The organism is Mycoplasma phocimorsus (assembly GCF_030077875.1).
In the GTDB taxonomy this organism is placed as follows: domain Bacteria; phylum Bacillota_I; class Bacilli_A; order Mycoplasmatales; family Metamycoplasmataceae; genus Mycoplasma_H; species Mycoplasma_H phocimorsus.
In genome coordinates this window covers 100,112-127,016 of sequence record NZ_JASEJT010000010.1, presented here as the reverse complement: position 1 = coordinate 127,016, position 26,905 = coordinate 100,112, and the positions used below count along the sequence as shown (strand labels likewise).

The 26,905-nt window shown below is 23.5% G+C and carries 21 protein-coding genes and 2 tRNA genes; 8 read left to right on the top strand and 15 right to left on the bottom strand.

Annotation, left to right across the window (positions count from 1 at the left end):
• Positions 1-80: 80 nt before the first annotated feature.
• The 5 genes from QMA87_RS03100 to QMA87_RS03080 all read right to left on the bottom strand — a co-directional run bounded on the left by QMA87_RS03100 (position 81) and on the right by QMA87_RS03080 (position 8,473).
• A complete protein-coding gene (locus tag QMA87_RS03100) occupies positions 81-1,925 on the bottom strand; it encodes a hypothetical protein (protein ID WP_283833855.1) in 1,845 nt (614 codons plus the stop codon).
• Between the two features lie 4 nt (positions 1,926-1,929).
• Positions 1,930-3,909 (bottom strand): hypothetical protein, encoded by a 1,980-nt coding sequence (locus QMA87_RS03095; protein ID WP_283833854.1) that lies wholly within the window; start codon positions 3,907-3,909, stop codon positions 1,930-1,932.
• 30 nt (positions 3,910-3,939) lie between these two features.
• On the bottom strand, positions 3,940-5,754 hold the full coding sequence (locus QMA87_RS03090; protein ID WP_283833853.1) for a hypothetical protein: 1,815 nt from the start codon (positions 5,752-5,754) through the stop codon (positions 3,940-3,942).
• Positions 5,755-5,955: 201 nt separating this feature from the next.
• Complete coding sequence (gene dnaK, locus QMA87_RS03085; RefSeq protein WP_283833852.1) at positions 5,956-7,761, bottom strand: molecular chaperone DnaK; 1,806 nt, start codon at positions 7,759-7,761, stop codon at positions 5,956-5,958.
• A gap of 190 nt (positions 7,762-7,951) precedes the next feature.
• Positions 7,952-8,473: an adenine phosphoribosyltransferase gene (locus tag QMA87_RS03080; RefSeq protein WP_283823976.1), complete on the bottom strand. Its 522-nt coding sequence runs from the start codon at positions 8,471-8,473 to the stop codon at positions 7,952-7,954.
• Between the two features lie 206 nt (positions 8,474-8,679).
• On the opposite strand from QMA87_RS03080, the gene QMA87_RS03075 reads away from it, so the two are divergent.
• Genes QMA87_RS03075 through QMA87_RS03065 form a run of 3 tightly spaced genes read left to right on the top strand, consistent with a single transcriptional unit; the run spans position 8,680 to position 13,332 of the window.
• The gene (locus tag QMA87_RS03075) at positions 8,680-10,314 is read left to right on the top strand and encodes an alpha-amylase family glycosyl hydrolase (RefSeq protein WP_283823977.1); all 1,635 of its coding nucleotides are present in this window, start codon (positions 8,680-8,682) and stop codon (positions 10,312-10,314) included.
• Positions 10,307-10,969, top strand: coding sequence for a beta-phosphoglucomutase (gene pgmB, locus QMA87_RS03070; protein ID WP_283823978.1), 663 nt, complete (start codon positions 10,307-10,309; stop codon positions 10,967-10,969). The genes QMA87_RS03075 and pgmB overlap by 8 nt, the downstream gene beginning before the upstream one ends.
• A gap of 8 nt (positions 10,970-10,977) precedes the next feature.
• Positions 10,978-13,332, top strand: a complete 2,355-nt coding sequence (locus tag QMA87_RS03065) for a glycosyl hydrolase family 65 domain-containing protein (RefSeq protein WP_283833851.1) — start codon at positions 10,978-10,980, stop codon at positions 13,330-13,332.
• Between the two features lie 50 nt (positions 13,333-13,382).
• Here QMA87_RS03065 and QMA87_RS03060 read toward each other — a convergent pair whose 3' ends face one another.
• The 5 genes from QMA87_RS03060 to QMA87_RS03040 all read right to left on the bottom strand — a co-directional run bounded on the left by QMA87_RS03060 (position 13,383) and on the right by QMA87_RS03040 (position 19,843).
• Entirely contained in the window at positions 13,383-14,546 is a 1,164-nt protein-coding gene (locus tag QMA87_RS03060; protein ID WP_283833850.1) for an HAD family acid phosphatase, read from the bottom strand.
• An 87-nt stretch (positions 14,547-14,633) separates the two neighbouring features.
• Entirely contained in the window at positions 14,634-16,388 is a 1,755-nt protein-coding gene (locus QMA87_RS03055) for a S41 family peptidase (protein WP_283833849.1), read from the bottom strand.
• An 80-nt stretch (positions 16,389-16,468) separates the two neighbouring features.
• Complete coding sequence (gene pyk / locus QMA87_RS03050) at positions 16,469-17,908, bottom strand: pyruvate kinase (protein WP_283833848.1); 1,440 nt, start codon at positions 17,906-17,908, stop codon at positions 16,469-16,471.
• 158 nt (positions 17,909-18,066) lie between these two features.
• Positions 18,067-18,828: an Eco47II family restriction endonuclease gene (locus QMA87_RS03045; RefSeq protein WP_283833847.1), complete on the bottom strand. Its 762-nt coding sequence runs from the start codon at positions 18,826-18,828 to the stop codon at positions 18,067-18,069.
• A 1-nt stretch (position 18,829) separates the two neighbouring features.
• Positions 18,830-19,843 carry a DNA cytosine methyltransferase gene (locus QMA87_RS03040; protein ID WP_283833846.1) on the bottom strand — a complete coding sequence of 338 codons (1,014 nt, stop codon included), beginning with the start codon at positions 19,841-19,843 and terminating at the stop codon, positions 18,830-18,832.
• Positions 19,844-20,014: 171 nt separating this feature from the next.
• Here QMA87_RS03040 and QMA87_RS03035 point away from each other — a divergent pair.
• The 4 genes from QMA87_RS03035 (at position 20,015) to QMA87_RS03020 (ending at position 20,815) form a co-directional block, all read left to right on the top strand.
• Positions 20,015-20,089: transfer RNA gene (locus QMA87_RS03035), tRNA-Cys, on the top strand.
• A 5-nt stretch (positions 20,090-20,094) separates the two neighbouring features.
• A tRNA-Arg gene (locus QMA87_RS03030) sits at positions 20,095-20,171 on the top strand.
• A 165-nt stretch (positions 20,172-20,336) separates the two neighbouring features.
• Positions 20,337-20,642, top strand: a complete 306-nt coding sequence (locus tag QMA87_RS03025; protein ID WP_283833845.1) for a hypothetical protein — start codon at positions 20,337-20,339, stop codon at positions 20,640-20,642.
• Positions 20,630-20,815 carry a hypothetical protein gene (locus tag QMA87_RS03020; protein ID WP_283833844.1) on the top strand — a complete coding sequence of 62 codons (186 nt, stop codon included), beginning with the start codon at positions 20,630-20,632 and terminating at the stop codon, positions 20,813-20,815. The genes QMA87_RS03025 and QMA87_RS03020 overlap by 13 nt, the downstream gene beginning before the upstream one ends.
• A 342-nt stretch (positions 20,816-21,157) precedes the next feature.
• Here QMA87_RS03020 and QMA87_RS03015 read toward each other — a convergent pair whose 3' ends face one another.
• From QMA87_RS03015 to QMA87_RS03000, 4 genes are all read right to left on the bottom strand, one after another.
• On the bottom strand, positions 21,158-21,421 hold the full coding sequence (locus QMA87_RS03015; RefSeq protein ID WP_283833843.1) for a hypothetical protein: 264 nt from the start codon (positions 21,419-21,421) through the stop codon (positions 21,158-21,160).
• Complete coding sequence (locus tag QMA87_RS03010; protein ID WP_283833842.1) at positions 21,406-21,597, bottom strand: hypothetical protein; 192 nt, start codon at positions 21,595-21,597, stop codon at positions 21,406-21,408. Before QMA87_RS03010 ends, QMA87_RS03015 begins: the two co-directional genes overlap by 16 nt.
• A gap of 181 nt (positions 21,598-21,778) precedes the next feature.
• The gene (locus tag QMA87_RS03005; protein ID WP_283833841.1) at positions 21,779-22,636 is read right to left on the bottom strand and encodes a hypothetical protein; all 858 of its coding nucleotides are present in this window, start codon (positions 22,634-22,636) and stop codon (positions 21,779-21,781) included.
• A 696-nt stretch (positions 22,637-23,332) separates the two neighbouring features.
• The gene (locus QMA87_RS03000; protein WP_283833840.1) at positions 23,333-24,604 is read right to left on the bottom strand and encodes a hypothetical protein; all 1,272 of its coding nucleotides are present in this window, start codon (positions 24,602-24,604) and stop codon (positions 23,333-23,335) included.
• Between the two features lie 629 nt (positions 24,605-25,233).
• Here QMA87_RS03000 and QMA87_RS02995 point away from each other — a divergent pair.
• Entirely contained in the window at positions 25,234-25,491 is a 258-nt protein-coding gene (locus tag QMA87_RS02995) for a hypothetical protein (protein ID WP_283833839.1), read from the top strand.
• Positions 25,492-25,958: 467 nt separating this feature from the next.
• Here QMA87_RS02995 and QMA87_RS02990 read toward each other — a convergent pair whose 3' ends face one another.
• Positions 25,959-26,903: a hypothetical protein gene (locus QMA87_RS02990; RefSeq protein WP_283833838.1), complete on the bottom strand. Its 945-nt coding sequence runs from the start codon at positions 26,901-26,903 to the stop codon at positions 25,959-25,961.
• Positions 26,904-26,905 lie beyond the last annotated feature (2 nt).

The following is a 26,905-nucleotide window of genomic DNA, read 5'->3' as shown; positions in this document are numbered from 1 at the left end:
ACATTCATTAACGTGAGTGTTAAATTTTTTGTCTTATTTTAGTTAATAGATATTTATTTTATGTTTTATTAATATTATTTTTATTTAATATAATATCCATCTTCGAGAATTTTACTTAAATTGATATTATTATCATAATATTTTGCTTTTTCTGATAGTAATTTAAATATTTCAAATTTATTAAGAAAAAGATTTTTTCCTATTCTAGATTTTTTGCCTAAAATATTTTCAATTTTATTTTTTTGAATGCCATGCTTATGAAGTAAATTTTTAATAAATTCTTCAAAAAAATTTATAGGATCATAATTATTTACTATTCTTGCTCCAAATTCAAAAAATCTATGATTTTTTATATCTATATATTTATAATAAATAAATGAAAGTAAGCATACTAATCTAAAAATTGCTTTTTTAGCATTTTCTTGATCTTTTCCATTTTTTAATTCGATTACTAACGGTTCAAATAAAAAGTCTAAAAATTTTTTATAAACTTCCTGAATTTCATTTCTTTTTTTAAATATTAAAAATAAATTATTTAAATTTACTTTAAACTTTGGTAATAAAATTGTTTTATTATTAGATTTTTTTTCTGTTATTAAAAAAGAATTATTAAAAAATGAATAAATAACTTTTCCAATATCTGAATCTTTTTTATTAAATATATTATTTAAAAAATTAACAAAATTAACATATGTTTTATTTTCTTGTATTTTAATTATTTTTAATAATCTTGGAATGAGATTATCAAAAATTTTAATAATGCTTAACCCATCTTCATCGGCTAATAATTCACTTATTAATTTATTAATAATGTTATAAAAATCATTTCTTATATCAAATGTTAATTCGTAATTTTTTAATACATCACTGAATTTAGTAATAAGAAAATCAATTAAATCATTATCAGGATTAATTAATAATGATGAATAAGTATAAAAGATATTTGAAATGTTTAAAATATCATCAAAATTAATATTATAATTTTCTAAAATATTTTGAAAAATTCTTGAAAGAATAGAAGCTTGATTAGATACATTACTTTTTACTGTAAAAAAATCTAATATATTTTTTATTGTTTTAGGTAAGTAAATTCTTGTGATATCTACAACTCAGCTTTTAATTTGTTTAATTATCTTATCTTCACTATCTTCTGATGAAACATTTATTTTAATCAATTCATTTAAAAGTTTGTTTAATATATCTTTTGTAGGTGCTTCTATATTTTTTAATTTTTCTATTAATAAATTTTGGGATTCGCCCTCAAAATCTTGTAAATATTTATTTAATCTTGTTTCTTTTAAAAGTTTGTAAATTATTTTAGGAAAATTTTTTTCAAATACTAAACTAAGAATTTTATTTAGAACATTAATAAGAGATTCTGATTTTCTAGTATCTTTTATTAATAATTTATATTCATTTAGTATATTTTCTAAACGTTTTTTTTCCTGATTTTTGTCTGAATTAAAATTTTTTATACCAAAATAAGTTCCTAATCCTACAGCTATTCCAGTAATAATTGAACTAGTTAAAATAAAAGAAATAGTTATAATTTTATATTTTTTCTCATTTTTTTTATTTTTAAGTTCTTCCTTAAATAATTGATCTATCAACTTGTCATTTTTACCATTAATAACTAATTTATTTTCTAAATTATTACTATTCACTTCTATAATTTTATTGTCTTCTTTTTTAAGTAAATTATTAGAAGTTGTTTCTTCGCTTTTTTCGAATAAATTTTTTAAGGAAAAATTAATATTGTTATTATTAGTATTTATTAAAAAATTATTATTTTTATTCTTTTTAAAACTTAATATTATTGAATTTTTGTTAATAAAATTTTTGTTACAAGAAGATAAAAATATATTACCAAAAATAAATAACATTGCTAATAATTTAAAAAATAATTTAAATCTGTTTTTTTTCATAATTTTATTTAGAAGAATTTTTATTTGAAAATGTTCCGCTTTCAAATATTTTTTTTAGATCACTAATATTTTCTTTATGTTTTTCAACTTGTTTTTTTGCTGCTGAAAAAATTTCATATGAGCCAATTTTAAAAATATATAAATATGGGTCATAAATACTTTGTCCAAATAACTCTGTTAATTCTTTTTTAATATTATGTTTATCAAAAAGTTTAGATATTGTTTTAGGTATTGCATATTTAGGATCTGCTGGAGTAAGATCTTTTTTTAATGTATTAAAAAATCCACTTTTATTATTCGAACTTAATTTATAATAAATAAAAGAAATTAATCCAGTTAATCTTATAATAGCTTTTTTAGCATTTTCAGATTTATTATTTTCACTTTTTTTTAACTCTATAACTAAAGGCTCAAATAATAAGTTAAATAATTTTGTTATAAAACCTGAAATATTATTTAATTCCAATAATACAAGAAATTTTTCATCAAGGCTAAAATCTACTTCAGGAATAATTATTTTTCTATTATTAATTTGTTGATTTTCTGAAACAATTTGATTTTCTAAATAAACTTGAGTATCAGGCTTAAATTTTCCTCCTTCAATCAATTTATAAACTCACAATTGTTTATTATTAACATTACTATGTTTATTGTTTTGTTCAAACATTCCATTAACAAATTTAACAAAAGATAAATAATCTTTTTCGGCATCAATTTTAATAGAACTTATAATTTTTGGTAATAAAATATTAATGATTTTTGCTGCATCTATAGCTTTACTTTTTTCTCCATTTTTATCATTATTATCTTTTAAAATTAAATCTTCTATAAATTTATTTATGATTGTAAAAAGATTATCAATAATATTAATTGACAAATCTGTTCTATTAATAACATTTGAGGCTTTCTTTATTAAAAACGCAATAAGATTATCATCTCTTCTTGTAATTAATTCTACATATGTTTTTAAAATTTCAGAAAATTCATTACTATTGTTTAATTTTATATTTCATTTATCTAATTTTTTTATTAGAAAATCAGCAAAAATTGAATTGTTTGTTTGTACTTTACTATTAATAGTTATAAATTTTAAAATTCCTTTTATTAAATTAGGTAAATAAATTTTAGTGATATCAGTTAAAGCTTTTTTAATTTCATTTTTAATTTGATTGTTATCAGAATTTTTTATATTTATTTTAGTAAGTTTATTTAATAAATCACTGACAGAAGATTTAGCAGCTTCATTTGATTCTTTTATTTCTTTTTTTAATTCTGTTTCAAAGTCAATATTTACTTTTTCAAAACTATCTTTCAGAATTGTTTCTTTTAAAAAATTTAATATAGCATTAGGAAATTCTTTTGTAAAAGCTATATCAATAATTTTTATAATGACATTAGAAAGATGATCATTAGGGTTAATTTCTTTATATTTTTTCTTATATTCTTCAATTTGATTTTCTAAATTTAAATTTGTCATTTCAACATTTTTATTACTATTTTTTATACCAAAATAAATTCCTAAACTAGATGAAATAGTTGCTACGATTATGCTAGCTATACTTGTAATTAATATCCACTTTTTATATATTGCAATTTTTTCTTCATGTTTTTTTCTTTTTTCCAATAATTCATTAATAAGTTTTTTTGAAATATCTGTTTCATTATTTTCTTTTTGTCGGTTTTCTATATTTTTTTCATCTTCAGATAAATTGGATTCTATAAAAATATTTTCATTTTTATAAGTGTGAAAACCATTATGTATATTTGTATTTTTTGCAAAATAATCAAATGTAAAATTAACTGCAGTATCAATTAAAGAATTTTCTTTAATTGCTTTATAATTATATAATTTGTCTTTTTTATTTTCAATTGAAAAATCAATAATATTATTTTTATTAATATTATTACAACTGATTGCATTTGTTAATATTACAATATTAGTAGATATTAATGCTACAATAATTATTTTTTTATTTTTGATCATCAGTCTTCTTTCTTTTAAATTAAAATTTTTTTAATCTTCAATTAATTCAATAAATTTATTTAAATCTTCTTTTTTATTTTTAATTACATTTTTTATAATTTTAAAAATATCAAAACTGTTATTTCAAAAATGTCACCATTTTTTAGTACGTGTTCCTAAAATATCTTCTATTTTTATATCACTTTTTAATTCTTTTAATATGCCATTTATAATTTGAACTAAATATTTTTGGGGATCGAATGGGTTTAATAATTTAAAAACTTTATCAAAAAATATATTATCTAATTTTGAATATTTGTAAAAAATAAATGATAAAAGAGAGACTAATCTAAAAATAGATTTTTTTATATTTTCGTCATTTTTATTTCTTATTAACTCAATTAATAATGGCTTAAATAATAATTTAGTTACTCCATCAATTGTTTTAACTATACTTTTTCTATTATTAAAAGCTAAAAATATATTTTCAAAATTAATATTAACTTTTGGAAATAATATTTGGTATTTTTTATTTATTTCTTTTTCTTGACTATTTTCAGAATTTATATTTATTTTTCCTTTTTCAAAAAATAAATATATTCATGTTTTTTTATTATTTTTTTTAATAAATAAATTATTAATAAATTTAACAAAACTTGTATATGATTTTGTTTCATCAATTTTTACAAATTGTATTATTTTAGGAATAATAATGTCAAAAATTTTTTCTAAACTTAATTCATTATTTTTTTCATTTTTAGCAAATATTTCTTTTATTGTTTTATTAAAAATATTATAAAAATCGCTTTTTATATCAAAAAATAATTCATTTTCTTCCAATACTTCAGCTACTTTATTTATAAAAAAATCTAATAACGTATTGTTTTCACTATTAAAAATTGATTCTATTATTCCAAGAACTTGTGAAATGTTATCTATATCATCAATAATAATATTATTTTTTTCCAATATTTTAATTATAATTCTTGCCAAAATTGAACCTTTATTTTTATAATCGCTTTGTAATGTTACAAAACTTAAAATACTTTTTATTGTTTTAGATAAATAATCTTTAAGTATTTGAATAAGAATTTTTTTTATTTTTGAAACAATGTATTCAGTTTTATTTTTTTCTACTTCAATTTTATTTAGTTCTGAAATTAATAAATTTAAAATTTCAGAACTTGGTTTTTTTATTTCTAATAATTTATTAATTAATATTTTTTCATTTTTTTCATCAAAATCTTGTAAATATTCTTGTAAAAATGTTTCTTTTAAAAAAACAAATGTTGCTTCAGGAATGCCTTCTAAAAAATTTTCATCTAAAATTTTTTTTAGCACATCACTTAAAGTATTATTAAAATTTGAATCATGAAAAATTTCTTTATATTCTTCTAACCTATTTTCTAAAAAATGTCTTTTTTGATTTGCTTCTGAATTAATATCTTTAGTGCCAAAATATATACCTAATCCAGCTGCTACACCAGCTAATATTGAGCCACTTACTGTTAAAATAATTGTTATAATTTTTTGTTTTTTTAGTTCTTCTTTTTGTTGTTTTTCTTCTTTTATTAATTGTTGTAAAAGTTCACTATCTTCATTATTTATTCTACTTTCATTTTCATTTTCAGCAAAGTATTCTTTTTTATTTATTGTTTTTTTATTTTCTAATAATGAGAAATAATTGTTGATAGCATTATTAACTGGATCGACTGATGAAAATTTTTTATTTTCTATTTTTATTAATGAATGAAATTTTTCTTTTTGTTTATTAAAATTTTCTTTTAGTTGTGAATATGTCACTTTATTATTGCAAGCAACTAAGCTTGACATTGAACTTAAAAGCAAAATATTAGGCGATATCATCCATATTTTTTTTCTTTTCATTTTTTGATCCTTAAAATGATATTAATTAAATTTATTAAAGAATATTATTATAACTTTATATGAAATTTTAATATTTTTAATTCAAATTTTACACTTTTTATTAATAATAATTAATAAATTTAATAATAAAAAAGAGTAAAACTATTTTGTTTTACTCCATATAAATATGTTAAATTTTAATTATTTATCATTATCAACAATTTCTGCTTCAACGCCATCTTCATTACTTGAAGTTGTACTTGTTTTTGCATTAGCTGCATGTTGTGCGAATTGGCTTGCCATTTGTTCAATTTGATCAAGTTTTACTTTTAATTCTTTATATTTTTCTTCTTTTAAAAGTGTTTTTAATTCTTCAATTTGTTTTTGAGTAACTTCTTTTTGTTTTTCATCAACCTTATCACCTTGATCAGCTAATGCTTTTTCTAATTGATTAATTAATGATTCTGTTCTAATTATTGTTTCAGCTTTCTCTTTTTTCTCTTGATCTGCTTTTTTATTTTCTTCAGCTTCTTTAACCATTTTTTCAATTTCTTCTTCTGATAATTTTGAAGAGTTTGAAATTGTAATTGATGTTTCTTTATTTGTTTTTTTATCTTTAGCTTGTACTGTAGTAATACCATTAGCATCAATTGTAAATGTAACTTCAATTTGAGGTATACCTCTTGGTGCTGGATCAATCCCTTCTAAATTAAATTGACCTAATAATTTATTATCAGCAGCCATTGTTCTTTCACCTTGGAAAACACTAATTGTAACAGCAGTTTGATTATCTGCGGCTGTTGAAAATACTTGTGATCTACTTGCTGGAATTGTAGTATTTCTTGCAATAAGCGGTGTTAATACTCCTCCCATTGTTTCAATACCCAATGTAAGAGGTGTTACATCAAGTAATAATACATCATCAATATCACCAGCTAAAACAGCTCCTTGAATTGCAGCACCAATTGAAACAACTTCATCAGGATTAATAGTTCTATTTGGTTTTTTTCCTAGTTTTGTTTCAATCATTTGTTGAACAGCAGGCATTCTTGTAGAACCACCAACTAATAATATTTCATCAATTTCCGCTACACTTAATTTTGCTTGTGAAAGTGCATCATCAATAGGTTTTCTTGTTCTATCAAGTAAGTTAGCTGTAATTTTTTCAAACTCAGCACGATTTAAATTAAGTTCTACATTAAGTGGTCCTTCAGCTGTTAATGCTAAGAATGGTAATGAAATTGTAGTTTCCATTGTATTTGAAAGATCAATTTTAGCTTTTTCTGCAGCCTCTTTTAGTCTTGCTAAAGCCATTTTATCATTTGAAACATCAAAACCATTGTGTTCATCTTTAATTTTTTGAATAATTCAGCTAACAATTTCATGATCTCAATCATCTCCACCTAAACGATTATCTCCTGAAGTTGAAAGAACCTCATATGTTCCTTCTTCAATTTCTAAAATTGAAACGTCAAATGTTCCTCCACCTAAGTCAAATACTAAGATTTTTTTACCTTTATTTGCTTCTTTTGAATCTAAACCAAATGCTAATGCAGCTGCTGTTGGTTCATTAATTATTCTAAGAACTTCAAGTCCAGCAATTTTACCAGCATTTTTTGTTGCTTCACGTTCTTCATTATTGAAATATGCAGGAACAGTAATAACTGCTTTACTTACTTTAGATCCTATTTTTTTCTCAGCATATTCTTTTAAATATGAAAGAATCATTGCTGAAATTTGTTCTGGTTTATATTCTTTATTATTTAAGTGAATTTTTTTATCAGTTCCCATTAATCTTTTTACAGATGCAATACTATTTTTATTTGTTTCAAGCTGTCTCTTAGCAATTTCACCAACAATAATATCATCATTTTTAAATGCTACAACTGAAGGCGTTGTATTTTTACCATTTGGATTTTCTAATACTTGTGGTTGTTTATTTTTAATAATTGAAACTACTGAGTTTGTAGTTCCCAAGTCAATTCCTAATACTATTTCTTTTGCCATAAATTTCTCCTTTTAATAATTAGTTAATTTAATTATAACACTATTTTTTAGCACTCAAATAAAAAAAGTGCTAAAAATTTTAAAATGTTTTTGTTTTTAATATTTTGCTTTTCTATATATTTATTAAATATTTAATTTATTATTTAGAAAATAATTTATAAAACAATATTAAAAAAAAGAGCTAACGCCCTTAATAATGGAGTAAAGAAACTACCTCTACACCTTTTTCCTCAATTTTTTTTCTTCCTTTAAGATCATCAAGTTCAATAACTAATACTACCTTTTTAACAATAGCACCTTGTTCTCTTAATAAATCAATAATAGCACATGTTGTTCCACCAGTAGCAAGAACATCATCAATAATTGCAACTTTTTGATTCGGTTTTATCATTCCTTTTTGAATTTCTAATTTATTAGTTCCATATTCTAAAGAATAATCAATAGAAACTACTTCACCTGGTAATTTATTTGGTTTTCTAACCATAATAAATGGTTTTTTTAATAAAGAGGCCACTGGAGTTCCGAATAAAAAACCTCTAGCATCAGGTCCAACTATAGCATCAACACCTTCTACTTCTTTAGCTATTAAATTAACTGTTAAATTTAATGCTTCTCCATTCGCTAATAATGGAGAAATATCTTTAAAAGCGATTCCTTTTTTAGGAAAATCGTTAACAGTTCTTACATATTCATTTAAATTATTTTTCAACATACTGCATAATTATAGTAAAAAAAAGCAAATTAATTTTAAAAGTTTAAAAAAGAATAAACTTCTAAATTTTTAAAACAAATTAATTTTTAATAAAGAAAATATCATTATTAAATTTGTTTTTTTAATGGTAATTTTCAACTGTATATTTTAATTTAATGTATTATTAAGAAGTTATAAAATATATGTAAAATAAAGAGAGGAATTATATGAGTAATAAAATTACTACTTGAAAAAATAAAGTGGTTTATGAAATTTTTCCTAGATCATTTAAAGATTCAAATGGTGATGGTAATGGAGATATTAGAGGTATTATTGAAAAAATTGATTATATTGCCGATTTAGGAATTAATGCTATTTGATTAACACCTATTTATAAAACAGAATTTGCAGATGCTGGTTATGATGTTTTAGATTACTATGACGTTTGAGAAAAATTTGGTACATTACAAGATTTTAAAGATCTTGTTGAAGAATGTAAAAAAAGAAACATTGATATTATTATGGATTTAGTATTAAATCATGTTAGTGATGATCATCCATGATTCAAAAAAGCGATTTCTGATCCAAGTTCAGATGAATTTTCATATTTCATTTGAAATGATAAACAAGAAGAAGGTGATGAATCTATTTTTGGAGGGAGTGCATGAGAATATGTGCCTAGCGTAAATAAATATTACTATCACTTATTCTCAAAAAATCAAGTTGATTTGAACTGAGGAAGTCCTAAAACTGTTAAAGCTATGGCTGATGTTGTTGAATTTTGATATAACCTTGGCGTTAAAGGTTTTAGATTAGATGCTATTCAACACGTTGCCAAAGAAAGAGAAAATGGAAAAATGACTTATTCATTTGCTCCAAAAATGGTTGAATACTTACAGGCTTTTTTAAAACAAATTAAAACAGAAAAAGATGATATTTTCTTTGTTGGAGAGGCTTCAGGAATTAATCCTGATAAATTAGTTAAATATTCAAGAGGTGAAAACAGAATATCAGATGCTTTTTACAATTTTAGTTTTTGATATATAGGTTGACATTGGAAAACTGGTAGAAATGGTATCGATAAAAACTGAGATTTTAGAAAATTTGCTTCAGAAGATGCTATTAGATATCAAAATGATAAAGAAATTGAAGGGCATCAAATTTTCAACTTTTTAACAAATCATGATACATCTCGTGCTATATCAAGATATATTAAATCATTTTGATATGTAGAGGGAGCAAAAACATTAGCATTATTTATGTTTGCTCAAAAAGGTATTCCAACAATTAACTATGGTGAAGAAATTGGTATGTTAAATGGCGGATTTAAATCTAAAGATGAATTTAGAGATGTTGATGTATTTAATAGTTTTAGAATTTTCTGTGATGAAAAACTATACTATACAGAAGAAGAAATGCTTGAAGCACATAACTGAAATTCACGTGATAATGCAAGAATTCCTATGCAATGAAATTCAAGTGAAAATCATGGTTTTACAAGCGCAAAAACACCTTGAATTAAGTATGGTATTTCAGCAAATGTATTTAATGTGGAAAATGAACAAAAAGATCCAAATTCAATTTTAAATTTTTATAAACAAATAATTTCATTAAGAAAAAATGAGTTAAATAACTTTTTAGTTGAAGGTGATTCAGAAATGAAATTACTTGAAAATGGATTAATTCAAATTACAAGAACATATCAAGATAAAGATATTGTGGCAATTATTAATCTTTCAAGTTTTGAACTAGAATATGAATATTGTCCTAAAAAAGTTATTATTTCAACATATACAGATCAAATTACAAATAAATTAAGACCTTATGAATCACTTTTATTAAAAGGAAACAAATATGATTAAAGCCTTAGTTTTCGATCTTGATGGTGTAATAACAGAAACAGCAGAATTACACTTTGAAGCGTGAGTAAAAGCACTTGAAAAAAAAGGAATTTCTTATACTTTTGAAGAAAATAAAGCTCTTAAGGGATTGCCAAGAAAAGATACACTTTTAGCAATATTAAAACTTAAAAATAAAACATTAACTGAAGAAGAAATTCAAGAAGTTATGAAAGAAAAAAATGATTTTTATATTTCTTCTCTTTCAACTTTGAGTGAAAAAGATATTCTTCCAAACATTAAATCATTATTAATTAAAGCTAAAGAAAAGGGGCTTAAACTTTCAATTGCTTCAAGTTCATATAATGCTCCAGCAATTCTTAAAACTATCAATTTATTTGATATGTTTGACTTTATTGTTTATCCAGGCGACATTAAAAATGGTAAACCAGCAGCTGATATTTTTTTAGCTGCTGCTAAAGGTGTTAATGCTAGTGCACAAGAATGTATTGGTTTTGAAGATGCTATTGAAGGAATCAAAGGGATTCATGCTGCTAAAATGCACTCAGTAGCTATAACTTATGGAGTTAAGGCTGAGTGGGAAAATTTTTCTGAAGTTATTTATACAACTACAGCTGAAATTAATCTTGAAGCTTTACTAGAAAAATTTAATAAATAAGGAGATTTATGAATAAAAATAAATATATGCCTAAACTTGAATACAATGCAAATGAGATGACAATTACTCAAATTGGATATAATCCAGTTTATACAGGTAAAACAGAATCTATTTTTGCACAAGGTAATTCATATTTAGGAATAAGAGCGGTTGATGAAGAAAAACATTCTAAAAATAAAGAAGATTTCTTTTTAGCAGGCTTTTATAATAAGGGTGATGAAAATGAAGAAACAGAATTGGCTAACTTAGCTGATGTTATTCAAAATAATATTTATATTAATGGTTTTTTATTTGAACTAAGATTTAGTGATGAATACACAAAAACACTTAACTTAAAAACTGGTGAATTAATTAGAAGCGTAATTGCGCAAAGAGGTGAAAATAAGTTTAAATTTACATTTAGAAGAACTGTAAGTCAAACAAATAAACATATATTTGTGCAAAAATTTTTATTTGAAGTATTAGAAGGACCTGCTGCAAGTATTCTTATTGATCCTTCAATTAATGGTACAACAACAAATACGGGTATTATGCACTTTAAGGAAGGGCAAAAACGACTTGTTGAAAATAATATTTTTAGATATATTTATGAATCAACTCAAACTAAAGAAACTATTATTCAGAATTTAAGAGTTGTTCTTAAAGATAAATGAGGGAATGAACCTGCTTATAATGATGATAATTTTGTGTTATTTATGGCTAGAAGACAAATTGGAGTTAAAGTAAAATTTAAAATTTCACAAAATAACCCAATTATTATTGAAAAATTAATGAGTGTTAACTCTACTCAAGATAATTTGCCTTCTAAAATATCAGTTAATTCAGCAATAGCACTAGCAAATGAACTTTCAACTCAATTAAAAGCAATTTCTTATGATCGTATTCATGAAGAAAACATTAAAGAGTGAGTAAATATTTATAAACAATGAAATGTTAAAATTATTGGTGATTCAGAACAAGCTGCTTATGATCGAATTGCTCTTAACTTTTCAATTTATCATTTAAATACTTTTGTACCTAAATATTCTGACCAATATTCAGTTGGAGCTAAAGGTCTTTCAGGAGAAGGATATCAAGGACATAATTATTGAGATACTGATATTTTTGTAACTCCCCTTTATACTTTAAATAATACAAAAATAGCGCGTCAGCTACTTATGTATAGATATCATGGAATTAATGGTGCTAGAGCTAAGGCTAATGAAAGAAGATTAAAAGGTGCTCAATATCCTTGAGAAACTGCTCTTCCAGATTCAGGTGAAGTAACACCTTATTGAGGACAACCTGATATTAGAACCGGTCAACAAGTTCCTATTGCTTCTAGAGCACAAGAAATTCACGTTTCTGGTGATGTTGCTTATGCTGTTGAACAATATTACAAAATTACTAATGATCAAGAATTTATGGATAATTATGGTTATGAAATGATTATTGATACAGCAATTTGATGAAGTGAAAGAGTTGAATGAGATAACTTTAATGATCAATATGTAATTACTGATGTTATGGGGCCAAATGAATATAAGGGTAATATCGATAATAATGCTTATATTAATAGAATAGCTAAATTTAATATTGATTTAGCAATTGAATACATTAAAGATCTTGAAGCTAATAATTCAATATTACTTGATAAAATTAATAAAAAATTACCATATAGCTATAGTTTAGATAAATTGATTCACGTTTCTGAAAAAATTAAAATTCAAAAACCTAATGAAAATGGATTAATTGGTGAAAATGATACATTCTTGTCATTACAATTAAATGACATTAGTAAATTTCAAATGCTTGGTGATGCTGGTAAAAAACTATTTAATACACAAGAAGGTATTTCTAAACTTAGTGGACAACTTGTTAAACAAGCTGATGTTGTATTATTAAACTATTTATTTTCAGAAGAAATCAGTAAAGAGCAGGCAATTGCTAACTGAGATCATTACGAAAAAGTAACAACACATGATTCTTCATTAAGTCCAAGCACATATGCTATAAGTGCTATTGAATTAAGACATAAATTGGATTATGCTTACAAATTATTTAAATATGCTATTAATATTGATTTAGGTGACAATTTAAGTTCATCAGATAAAGGTATTCATGCTGGTTCATTGGCTGCTATTTACCAAATGATTGTTTTTGGTTATGGCGGATTAAAACCTATTAGAAATCACATTAATATTAATCCTATTCTTCCTAAAGAATGAGATGGATTAGAATATTCATTTAGTTTTAGAGAAGCGATCGTAAATGTTTCTATTAAAGAAAAAGAATTTATTATTTCCTCAAATAAAGAAGTAGCTATTCATGTTAATGGCGAAAGATACTTAATTAAAGAACCAAGAACTTTTGCTGTTATTTAAAAAAATTAATAAAATAAAAAGTTAGTTGACTTGTTTCAACTAACTTTTTATTAAATTTTATTTTTGGCTTTAGGTACTCAAAGATATTCATTTAATTTATCAAATCCTTCTTGTGCGCTATAAGCATGATTTTTAAATCCTAATTGTTTAATTCAGCCACCATAAGAAGCATTACCTGAAATAAAAATATAACTTTCTGATCAATTTTTTGTTTCTCAAGATTTGGTTGTAGGATTAAAATAAATTGATTTATTTTCTAAATTTGAATTGCCAAATAATTTACCAAATGGTTTATCTTTTACTTCAGCTTTAATACTTTGAGCATTATTATTTTTTGTGAAATTATCATTAAAATCATTTATATCATCACCTATTCTCATAATAGTTCTGAATTTAGCTTTAACACCATCAATTTCTCATTCTTTAGTATTTACAGCATTCATTCTTTCTTCTTTATTATTTCCACCACTGGTATTTTTTCAAGGCATAGGTGAATTTAAATCAACACCTTTCATTCAAAATACTCAATCAGGCGCATATTTTTCTTCAAGTCCTAATTTAATCAAATTTCTTCTAGAACCATCTACAGATGTTTTTTGAAGTCTATTAGAATTGAACATTACAATTCCGCCCTTACTTCAAACATACTTAATAAATTCAATTGATCCTAATACTTCATCAGATGAAGCATCTTTAATGTATTCTTCAAAAGTATTAAAATCAAAACCTGTATTTAGTGCAAAATAGTTTTGAACTTTAAAATTATTTAATACTGTATCATCTAAATCCATAAATACAACAGGAATAAATTTATCATTTTCCGCTCTTAAAGTAACTTTTTCTTTTGTTGTATCAACTAATTTAGTATCAATACCCTCTTGTTTTAACATGATATCAAAAATTCTTTTAGCATTTTCATATGCTTGTTTAGTTGTAACATCTTTATTAGCACTAAAACTGTTTCATAAATTAGTTGCAATATTTGAAGCTGAATTTATTTTTTGTGAAATGACTTCTTTTTCTTTATTAATTGCTTCTAGTGCTTTTTTAAGTTGATTAATTTCAGTTTCTTTTGTTGCTAATTTTTCATCTTGAAGATTAATAATATCATTTAATTTATCAATTTTTTCTTTATCAACTTTAATGCAAGAAATTGCTGTTAATGGCAAAATAGATAGAATGTTTGTAGCTGTTAATCATTTTTTTAATTTCATATTTTCTCCTTTTATTACTACAAATAAAATTATAATATTTAAATATTAATAAAATAATACTTAAAAGAAAAGAAGGAAAATCTATTTCTAGATTTTTCCCTCATTAATTTCATTTGAAATTTTTTCATAATTAAAAAAATCAGCATAATCATAATCAGTATGAACCATAACGCCATTTTCTATATTATCATACTCATATTTTAAATCACCTTGTTTAAGTTTTGAAGATGTATAACCATTATTACTTGAAATAATTAATCCAGTTCCATCAGATAAAATAATTGGCATAATTGAATACATTCCGCCACCTGTTTGTTTACCTATAACTTTAACATTTTTATTATTTTTTGCTATTTTTGTTAATAAATTTCCTGCTGAAAAAGTATATTCACTAACTATTAAATGTCAGTTAATATCTGAATAACCATCATTTTCATCAAATTTTGAATCTTCATTAGTATCAGTTTTAATACCTATTTTAATAATTTCCTGAGTAACATTATCAAACCGATCAATATATTGTTCTTCATTAGAAAGATAGCCGGCTAATGTTTCCATTTCAGCAACATTACCTCCACCATTTTCAGAAATATTAAGAACTACATTTTTAATATTTCTTTTTTTAACTATTTTCATATTCTTTTGCATAATATCATAAATAGTATTATTAGTGTCAAGTGAAAAAGTTGAAATATCTATAAAGGCTACACCATTAACAATTTCTAAGCTGCCTTGTTTATGGAAACTACGACCATTTTTTAATTTACTTTCTAATATTTGTTTATTAGCATGATTGCTTTTTGATAACTTAGAACTAAATAAAAACTTTTTAGTACTAATATCTGGTCCTGAAATCCGATAATCTTTATCATTAAAGTATGAAGCATGTTTAACAGTTGTATGTAAATCGTTAATATGTTTATGAATAAATTCAATATATGCTTCCATATATATAACTGGATCTGTTGAAAGAATACGCTCTTTTAATCCACTTTTAACAAAAAACTCTTCAAATGATTTAACATTTTCCTTTATTAAAAATTCTTTTCTATTTCCATATAAATTATCAAAAACAAATTTAAGATGATTATAAACACTTAAACGTTCATTAATAGTTTGACGATGTTTCATTGGATTGTAACGATCAAGAATTGTATTAATTTCTTCAAGTCTATTTTCTTCTGTAAGAAGAAAATCTAATAAATACATTTGCTTAGAGTTGTAGTATAGCGATAAGTAATTAGGAGAAATAAATAAAAGATTAAATAATGAAAACGGCATAAAAATATTTTTTTCAACTTCATAAATATTCATTCCATACTCATTTAAATCAAAATACTTATAATTTTTAGTAATATGACGTTGTTTATATTCTATTTTAATTTTCTTATTTTTAATAGTAGGATTATGTGTAATATATTTTAAATAATCAAAATGATCCATGTTATTAAAGTAAATTCTATTTTCATTAATAGAAAAAAGAATTGGTGAATTATAATCTGAATTTGTAAGAATAAAAATGCCTGGATTTTTCCTGCTTCTTGTTACTCTAACTTTATCAAAAAACTGTGGTAATTGTTGGAAGATATTAACAAGATTTACATATGATTCTTTATTGGTTTTATGTTCAAAAATTTTAATAAATTTGTTTTTAAAAATGTAATTAGGATTAAGTGAATTAATTTTTACTTCTTTATCATTAACTAATTCAAAAGGAACTTCACTAGTTTCTGTTAGCGAAAGTTGATTATAAAATTGTGCTAAAGGATTGCAAGAAACTGTTGGAAGTCCTACTCCTATTAATGCTAAACTAAAGATAATTTTCTTAAAATTTTTAATCATAAATACTCCAATATAGTTTTAAAATTATATATTAAAAATGTAAATTGACATGCAATTTACATTTTTATGTTTCTTAAATTTTAATATGTAAATTTAGTAATATTGTCATTTTCAACAACTAAGAATTTATCACCTTTAGTTGGTTGATATGGAGTTAAAGCTTTGAAAGCTTGTGTTTTATCTTGTTTTACTAAATCAAATAATTTTGAAGAATCCATTGATATAAATACACCAAAATATAAACCAAATGAGTAAATTAAACTTTCATCTTTAATTAAACCAATAACTTGTGAATTTGGTCTATATTTTGAAACAGTTTTTAATAATTCACCCGTTCTTGAAAGAACAATAATAAATTTATATTCTCCTGATTTAGCAGCATGGTTAATTATGTTGGCAATTTGCTCTCTTTCGCCTGGATGAGCTGCTGTATAATCTTCCATTGTGTGAATATTTTTTCTGTAAACTTCTGAAGAGAACATTTCTTCTTCTGCTCTCATATTAATTTTTGACATTGTTGAAACTGCTAATACAGGGTAATTTCCTTGTGCAGATTCTCCTGAAAGCATTGTTGCATCAGCACCTGAAAGTGTTGCTAAATAAACATCAGTTACTTCAGCACGTGTTGGGTGAGGTGAATTTTCCATTGAGTCTAACATTTGTGTAGCTACAATAACAATTTTGCCTTTAGCACGACATTTTTCAATGATACGTTGTTGATGATAAGGTACATCATAGTAAGGAATTTCAAGTCCCAAGTCACCACGAGCAACCATAATACCATCTGATTCTTCAATAATTTCATCAATATTATCAACACCTAATTGTGATTCTATTTTTGAAATTAATAATACATTTTTTCCACCATTTTCATTAACTAGTTTACGCAATTCTCTTACATTATCAGCTGAGTTAACAAATGAAGCAGCAATATGTGTAATACCTTGTGATAAACCAAATTTAACATCATCAATATCTTTTTGTGCTAAAAATGGTAATGAGAAATCTATACCTGGAAGGTTAATTCTTTTTCTTGTTTTTAATACATGTGTATTTTTAATTTCAACATCAACATATTTTTCTTCTTTATTTACGCTTACTACTTTTGTTAATAATTTACCATCATCTAGTAATACAGTATCACCAATACTTAAATCTTGTGCCATGTTATAACTTACTGAGAATTTTTCGCTTGTTCCTAAAACGTTTTCAAAGTCTCCTTCAGCACAGTGGATTCTTACTACTGTGCCAGCTTTCATTTCTTGTCCCTTATCCTTCATGTCACCAACACGAATTTCTGGACCTTTTGTATCTAATAAGATAGAAACAGGAATGTTTAGCTCATTTCTAATTTCTTTTGCTAAATCCATTTTTCTACGTTGTTCTTCATGATCACCGTGAGAAAAGTTAACTCTTATTGTAGAAGCCCCATTTTCAATTAATTGTTTTAAAACTTCTTTCTTTTCACTTGAAGGACCAATTGTAACAATTAGTTTACTTCTTTTTTCTGTTAAATACATTTTTCTCCTTTTTATAATTATTTATATTTTACTATTTTTAATAGTTAAAACATAAATTTTATAATGTTTTGTTTTATATATTTTCAAATGCTAAAAGCTTTCCAAAAAGAGTGAGTAAAATATTTGACTGGTTATTTTATTCACCATTTTAAAATTATTTAAAAGTCATCGAAACCTTCATATGTCGGAAATGCTAATTTAAAAAGTGACTTAAAAATATTTTTGTCTATTAAAGCTAATTCTTGAAAAACAGTATCTTCTTCTAATAATTTAGGCATATATTTATCTAATATTTTATTTATAGTGATAGGTAACTGCATACACAATTTTTTAAAGGCTAATTTGTCATCAGTTACATATTCATAAAATTTATCTATTGACATTTTTTTTAAACGGTAATTTGATGTTTTTATATTATCCTTTATATTTATAACTCATTTATCATTGGTTGATTTTTTAGATATAATTTCTACTAAAGCACAATTAAAGTCATCATTATAATTTTGTAAGATTGCATTTTGCATTTTTATATATGTATGTTTCATTGAAGAAGAATTCATTGTATTATGTTTATTCTTCATTTCTATACATAATGTTGTATTTCCTTTTTTAACAATAACATCTCAGCCTTTATTTGGAACTTTACAACCTTTAATATATTTAAATATATTTTGATGAAAATATCCTATAGTATTATTATTAGTTTTATCTCTTTGTCTTTGGATCTCATAGTTAATTATCTCTTCAAAAGTTTTATTAAATACACTTTTATCAAAAAGTAATTTGATTGGATCGATAATATTTGAATTAAATTTTTTTAAATTTATAGATTTTAAAGTTTCACTATATTGTTTAATTGTATTTAAAACATGTTGTTCAAAATCTTCTTGTTTTATAAATTCTAAATAATACTCTTCCATTTTACATCCCTTCTAATGCTTTTTTAATTTCTTTTCCTATTTCATTAGCTAAATTGCAAGGAACAGCATTCCCGATTTGCTTATATTGATTAGATACTGAACCAATAAACTCTCATTCATCTGGAAATGATTGAATTCTAGCTGATTCACGAATAGTAAAAGGTCTATTTTCCAAAGGATGACAACGCTCCGTTTGCTTCATTTGTGCAGTTGTTAAAATGGTTAAAGATGGTTCATCTAAACTTAACTTTCTCAATATACCCGTTCTCCCCCCCTGCATACTTCAACATCCTTTCATATATTCTTTAGCAATATCTTGTGGTATATCTTTTCAATATCCTCCAGCTGGTACTAATTTGAATATTTCTTCTTTTTGTTTTGAATATTTAATACCTACACTATCTGGAACATTCATTAATATATCTCTTAATACTATGGTTTTATTTTGTTTTTTAGGAAAATTAAATATAATTTTTTCCTCTAAATCACTTCTTATTCCTATAATAATTAATCGTTCTCTTTTCTGAGCAACACCATAATTTACAGCATTTAAAACCTTGTATTTTAATGTATAACCAATATTTTTAAATACATTCATAATTGTTTGAAACGTATTTCCTCGATCATGAGTAAGTAGACCTTTAACATTTTCAAATAGAAAAACTTTAGGCTTTAGTTTTTGTAAAAACGTAGCATAGTAATAAAACATTGTTCCACGTGTATCTTCAAGACCTAATTTTTTTCCTGCATAACTAAAACTTTGACAAGGAGCACCACCGCTCAAAAGATCTAAATCATATTTTTTAATTTTTAATTCAACTTCCAAATCTTTTTTTGAAAATTCAATAATATCATCTTCTATAACATTTCATTTCGGTCTATTTTTTCTTAAAGTACTACAAGCATACTTATCTTTTTCAATTAGCGCTATATGATTAAATCCAGCTTTCTCAAGTCCTAATGCTAATCCGCCTGCACCAGCAAATAGTTCCACACTAGTTAATTTTGATGTCATTTTAGTTCTCCTTGCTTAATTTATATTATTAATATAATTCTAATATATAAAATTATCACTTCATAAAACTAAATTATTATTTTAAAATTTATAATTATAGGAATAAAATATGTTTTATAATTTTGTGTATAAATTATAAATATGTTATAATTATGTAGCAACACAGGTAGTGGCACCATGGCTAAATGGCTAAGGCACGGGTCTGCAACACCCTGATTACCGGTTCGAATCCGGTTGGTGCCTCCAATTATGCGCCCGTAGCTCAATAGGACAGAGTGCTTGGTTACGGCCCAAGAGGTTAGGGGTTCGACTCCTCTCGGGCGCGCCATATGTTAATTCAACAATGATAGCTTAGGCTATTTTTTTTATTTTTAAGATTTAGTTTATATTAATTAAAACAATAAAAAAGTAGAGTGTTGTATGTTGGGGCAATAAAATTTAACATCTGCTAACGCGGATGTTTTTAAATAATTTTTATTAAAAAGAGTTTTACATGTCAAGATATTTTACAAAAGAAGAAAATGAAATTATTTTCCAATCATATGTTAAGGGTGGTTATAGAAAGACAGTTGATATTGTGAATAAATTATCACCTGAAACAATTAATTTAAAGATTAATAACATAAAAATAAAAATTAGAAGAATAGTTTCTTATTATAATAAAGGAATGCAAGATTTATTAGTTGATGGAAAAAGAGGAATAAACAGAAAGCCAGACTCTGGCAGACCTCTAAAAAACTTCGTGATTTTCTTGAACCAAATTGAGATGAATTTAAAATTTAAGAGTTGAAGAAAATAGCTAAAAGATATTTTGAAATTGTAAAAAATGAACCACATCGAATAAAAAAGAGTGAGTCAAAAATAGTAAAAATAAGAATAGTAATGTTATCGAAAATACTAGACATAACAAGGCAAATAATTTCAAAAAATATAAAAATATTAGAAAAAGTTAATAATAAACTTACTAATTAATTTAGTATAAAATAAATAAGATGAATTAATTATAAAAGTATTTAATAGCAATGAAAAATATATATGGAATAGTTAAATTAAGCCAATATTTGACTTAAAAGTACTCAATTTTAATAAATTATCGCACTTTAGGCAGATATAACTTAATCTTAAATGCAATATAAGAATTAAACGTAAATGGTTCATATCACGACCTAAAGTACGTGAATTTATATGAATATTGTGCTTTTTAGCAATAAATTGACTTAAACGCATTCTTTTATAAACTTTTTTGTGTGAAGCAAATGCATCTATGAGAATGTTGTCATATTCTTTAGTTTTCACAACATTTTCTAACTTTTTTTATTTAAATAGTGTTCTTTTAAAAACATTAAATAGCTTTGCTAATTCATTTATTGATAGTTTTCCTTTATATTCTCTTACTATTAATTTCTTTTGTTCTTTAATAAAAACAACATTTTCTTCAAAGATTGAAAGTAACCTATCAACTTTAATAGGGTTCATTTCTTTCAATGTACTCTTAATTCTCAATTTCTTCTTTCCAGGTGCTTTACTACCTGGTCTTCTATTTATGCCCCGCTTATCTTCAACTAATAAATCTTGCATTCCTTTATTATATAATATGAAACAATCCTTATAATTCTTTTGGTAAGGTGGCATTTTTTGATAAAAGCTAATTTGTGCGAGATGTTAATAGCTACCTTTATAGCTCTTTCCATTCCCAATCGCTCATACTCTTTAAAAATAATTTCATTCTCTTCTTTAGTAAAGTGTCTAGACATTTTTCTCTCCTATAACATACAGGTGACACAAAAAGACACTCTATAAAAGAGTGCCATTTTTTTGTTCTAGTCTATGTCTACTATTTTTTTATTTTAAATTAAAATTAGTTTATTTTATAAAATGTAAAAATAAATTTAGCTTATTTTTTTGTTTCTTCTTTTTTACACATACAATTAAATGTTATATTTTTGCAATTTTTAATTTTTCATCACAATTTTTACAACATAGCGCTTTACATTCACATTTTAATTTATCTTGTTTATTTTTACAAATACAACATTTTTTCTTTTCTATTGCAACACAACATTTATTAACTCCATTAGCAGTTATACAACTTGAAGATTTACATTCACATTGTGTACAATTTATTATTTCTTTACACATTTTACATAATTGTTCATCAGTTATTATTTCTCTTTTTATAACTAAATTGCCTATTTTTTCTTTTTTGCTTTTATATTTATAAATTGAAACTGTATTATAACCAGGATAATAATCAACAATTGGAAATCAATCTGTTTCAGAAATTGTTTTTCCTTCTTTACCCTCCTTATCTAAACTATATAAAAGCAAACCTGGTTTTTTTAAAATATTTGTCAACACATATGTAACACTTAATAAATTGTTTGAAGAATTTTTTTTGAATTTTCTTTGACAAGAACATTCAACATCTATTGAAGAACCATCATTATAAAAACGTCCATATCAATGATCATTATTATCTCCATTATTAGGATGAAGTTCTAATGTTATTTTTAAGTTTTCTCCATTTTTCAGTTTAAAATTTCTTTTATTTTTTCAATAAGATGTATATGCTGAATAGCTAATTCCTATTGTTGCACCTACTCCAATTAGACTATAAAATGCTGTGCCCAATCAATTATTTCATCAACTTTTTACTTCTTTCCAAAGTAATCCTCAAACTGAAGCAGTTTCAGAATTTGATATAGAAACAGAAGTTTTACTTCTTATAGTATTTACATTATTAGAAGCATGACTGCCACTTACAAAATGAGAATCCAGTATAGTTTTTTGCATTAATTTATTATCAAAATTATTAATTGCTTCAACAATTAATTTTTGTAATTGATACTTTTCATTACCAAAAGTTAATTCTTCTTTAGTAATTAATTGTTTAATTTTAATTACTCTAATATCAAAATTAATTTTTGATGAACTATTAATAAATAAATTCTTGATAGAAGAGTAATTTGGATATTCATTTATTAAAACTGGTGATAATATAATATTTTCTTGAGTGCCAACTGCTATCGTATCTATTATTGTTTCATCTTTTAATTTTCAACCTAAAAATATAAATCCATTTTTTGCTTTTGCTTTAACTAATTTCGTCTCTACATTTGAATTGTATTTTCTAGTTAAATTATTAACATCAATATTAACAGTATTTACATATTGTATTTCATAAATATGAGAATTACTAACTGATGCACTAATTAAAAAACTTGATGTTATCCCCCTACAGTCGAACTTATTATCTTTATCATATTTTTTACCTTCATATTGCCGCCTTATTTAATAATAATAACAATATACATATTTACAAAAATTTTATTTATACAAATATAATTTCCTCAAAATAATTGCCAATTATAAAACTTATGCATTTGATAATTTTTTATTATATCTTTTCCTAAGCTTCAAAGTTATAAGCGCGCATTTAATAATTATTGATTAAAATGCAAAAAGCTTTACTTACTATTTAAAAATTATTTAATTGCTAGTTTTTTTAACTTCTACAGCTATGCAACATTGTTTTTTATCATTTTCTTTATTACAGCATTCCGAATTATGTTTACATTGTGGCTGAGTTGTTGTAACAACACAACATTTATTAATATAATTATCTGTTACTATTTCTCTAGTTATAATTAAATCACCTAATTTTTCTTTTGCACTACTACCATTTTTATATCCAAAAATTGAAATTTTATTACTTCCTGGATAATAATCTTTAATTGGAAACCTATATTTCATATAAAATTGTTCATTATTTTTATCATCTAAATTATATAAAAATAAACTAGGCTTTGTAGGCCCATTAGTTAATATATAAGAAATCGAAAATGGTGCATTATTATTCCCGTTATTGCACTTTTTAAATCTTCTTTGGCATTCACATTTTGTTTCTATTGAAGAGTCGACATTATAAAAACGCCCATATCAATGTCCATTATTCTTATTATTTTCTTTTTCAGGATAAAGTTCTAATGTTATTTTCAAATTTTCATCTTTTCCAAGTTTAAAATTTCTCTTATTTTTTCAATAAGATGTATATGCTGAATAGCCAATTCCTATTGTTGCACCTACTCCAATTAAACCATAAAATGCTGTACCCAGTCAATTGTTTCATCAACTTTTTACTTCTTTCCAAAGTAATCCTCAAACTGAAGTAGTTTCAGAATTTGATATAGAAACAGATGTCTTAATTCTCATGGCTCTTACTTCATTAGAAATATGACTGCCACTCACAAAATGAATACCATTCATAGTGTCTTGCATTAATTTATTATCAAAATTATTAATTGCTTCAACAATTAATTTTTGTAATTGATACTTTTCATTACCAAAAGCTAATTCTTCTTTAGTAATTAATTGTTTAATTTTAATTACTCTAATATCAAAATTAATTTTTGACGAACTATCAATAAATAAATTCTTAATAAAAGAGTAATTTGGATATTCATTTATTAAAACTGGTGATAATATAATATTTTCTTGAGTGCCAACTGCTATCGTATCTATTATTGTTTCATCTTTTAATTTTCAACCTGAAAATATAAATCCATTTTTTGCCTTTGCTTTAATTAATTTTGTATCTACATTTGAATTGTATTTTCTAGTTAAATTATTAACATCAATATTAACAGTATTTACATATTGTATTTCATAAATATGAGAGTTGCTAACTGATGCACTAATTAAAAAACTTGATGTTATCCCTACAGTTGAACTTATTCACTTTATCATATTTTTTACCTTCATATTGCCGCCTTATTTAATAATAATAACAATATACATATTTACAAAAATTATTATTTTCCAAAAATTTTATTTATATAAATAAAATCCTACATTACGAGTCCAAATGCAGCGCATTTATTTTTATATAAAATAAATATGTAACACTTGAAGTTTTTCATATTTTAAAGAATAAAAAAAATTTCCTTACATTTAACACTTAGAAAATTTATATAAATTTTTATAACAAAAAAATATCATTATTTAACAAATGAAGAAAATTTTTTTTATTAAAAAGTAATTGAAAAATAATACAAGTATACATATAATTTTCAAAAATAGGCAAAAGTCCTTCAACAATATCTAAAAAAATTAAAAGAAATTTTTGCTAATTTTGGTAATTATCAATTTGATATAGCAAATAAAAAAACTGCTAAGTTATACTTTCATAAGTAATTATTTTGCTTTTCAGTTATTTTCAAATTTAAATATTTTAGTAAACTATTTAAGAACAAATGTGATAAAAAATTATTTTAGAATTAAAACAAAATATAATGGAAACAAAAAAGTATCAGATATAAAAACTATTTTTAAAAATAATTTTTTAAGTTTTAACAAAAAAATAGATTAATAAGTTATTAAAAAAGGTATAAATGACATGCTTCAGATCTAAAAGACTGGTTACAAACGCTGATTTTGTATTTCTTATCTGAACAAAACCTAAAAAAATAGATTTAGGAATAAAATATGGTTATTGAAAAGGTGTTTTAGTGCTTGGCAAAAGAATATCGGGATATAGAAATGTGTTAACACTAATAGAAAAAACAAAAGTAAGATTTACAACTTTCGTTAACTTAAAATCACCACATGAAATTAATTCAAAAATTAAAACAATTTATTACAAATTATAATCTCGTTATTAAATTAATAATAATTGATATTGGAATAAAATTCAAAAAAAGTATATTAACAAAATGATTAAAAGTAATAATATATAAGGCGGAGTTATATGCATTATTCCAAAGAAGTTCTAATAAAAACTGAAATGGCCTAATGAAAAAACATTTAAAAAAATATAATTTCAATCTAATCATTAAATTTAAATTATTAAAAGTTGCAAACAAAATTAATAATATACTTTAAGTCATTTTTAATTGAAAATCGTCTCAAAATCTATTTTTATTATAAAACCAAAAATAAACATAATTTAACTTTTCTTTTTATTAAATATATTTAAATTTTAGTTTTATATTAATCTCAAATTATTTTAAATCGTTTTTTGTTATTTCTTGTTTATGTTGGCAGTCACTTTTTTAAATATGATTAACTAAAAAATAGTAGAAATATCCATTATTTTTTATTTCTATATAAATATAATTTATTTTGACATATTATTTTTACAAATACAATTAGCAGAATTACTAGTACATTGTTGTTTATCACATTTTTTCTTTTCAATAGCTACACAACATGAAAATTCACATTTATAATCTGTTTCATTAATCATTTTTTTATACGTGTCGCATAATTTATCATCATTTATTATTTCTCTTTTTATAACTAGGTCACCTAATTTTTCATTTTTACTACCATATTTATAAAATGGAACTTTATTAGCTCCTGGATAATAATCGATAATTGGAAATCATGGTGTTTCTACTTCTGTTTTTTTTGAATCTGTTTTATCTTCTTTATATAAAATTAAACCTGGATTATTTGGGCCATTTCTTAAAATATATGAAACTGAAAGAAAAGTATTACTCCCATTTTTAAATCTTCTTTGGCAAGAACATTCAGTATATAAAGTTGAATTATTATTATAAAATAAACCATATCAATTATTTTTGTTTTTATCATCTTTAGGATAAAGTTCCAATGTTATCTTTAAATTTTGTTTATCTTCAAGCTTAAAATTTCTTTTATTTTTTCAATATTCTGTATATAAAACATAACCTAGACCAATTGAAGAACTAACGCCAATTAATCCATAAAATATTGGACTAATTCAATTTTTTCATCAATCTTTAAGTGCATTTCAAATAATACTCTGGGCTGAAGGAATTTTAGGTGAAGATAGTATAGGGGTAGGAATTGATTTGAGAGCTGAAAGAGGGGACATTAATTTATTAGTAATGTCATTATTTTCTTTAAAGAAAAAATTATGATTTTTTTTGTTAATGTCTTTTTTTAATTGTTGCTTTTTCTTATCAGTAATTAACTCTTCTTTTTCAACGCTAGAATTATTTACTGAAGCACTTATTAATAATATGGCCATTAATCCTATGGTTCCGTTTATTCCAGATAATACATTCTTCAATTTCATTT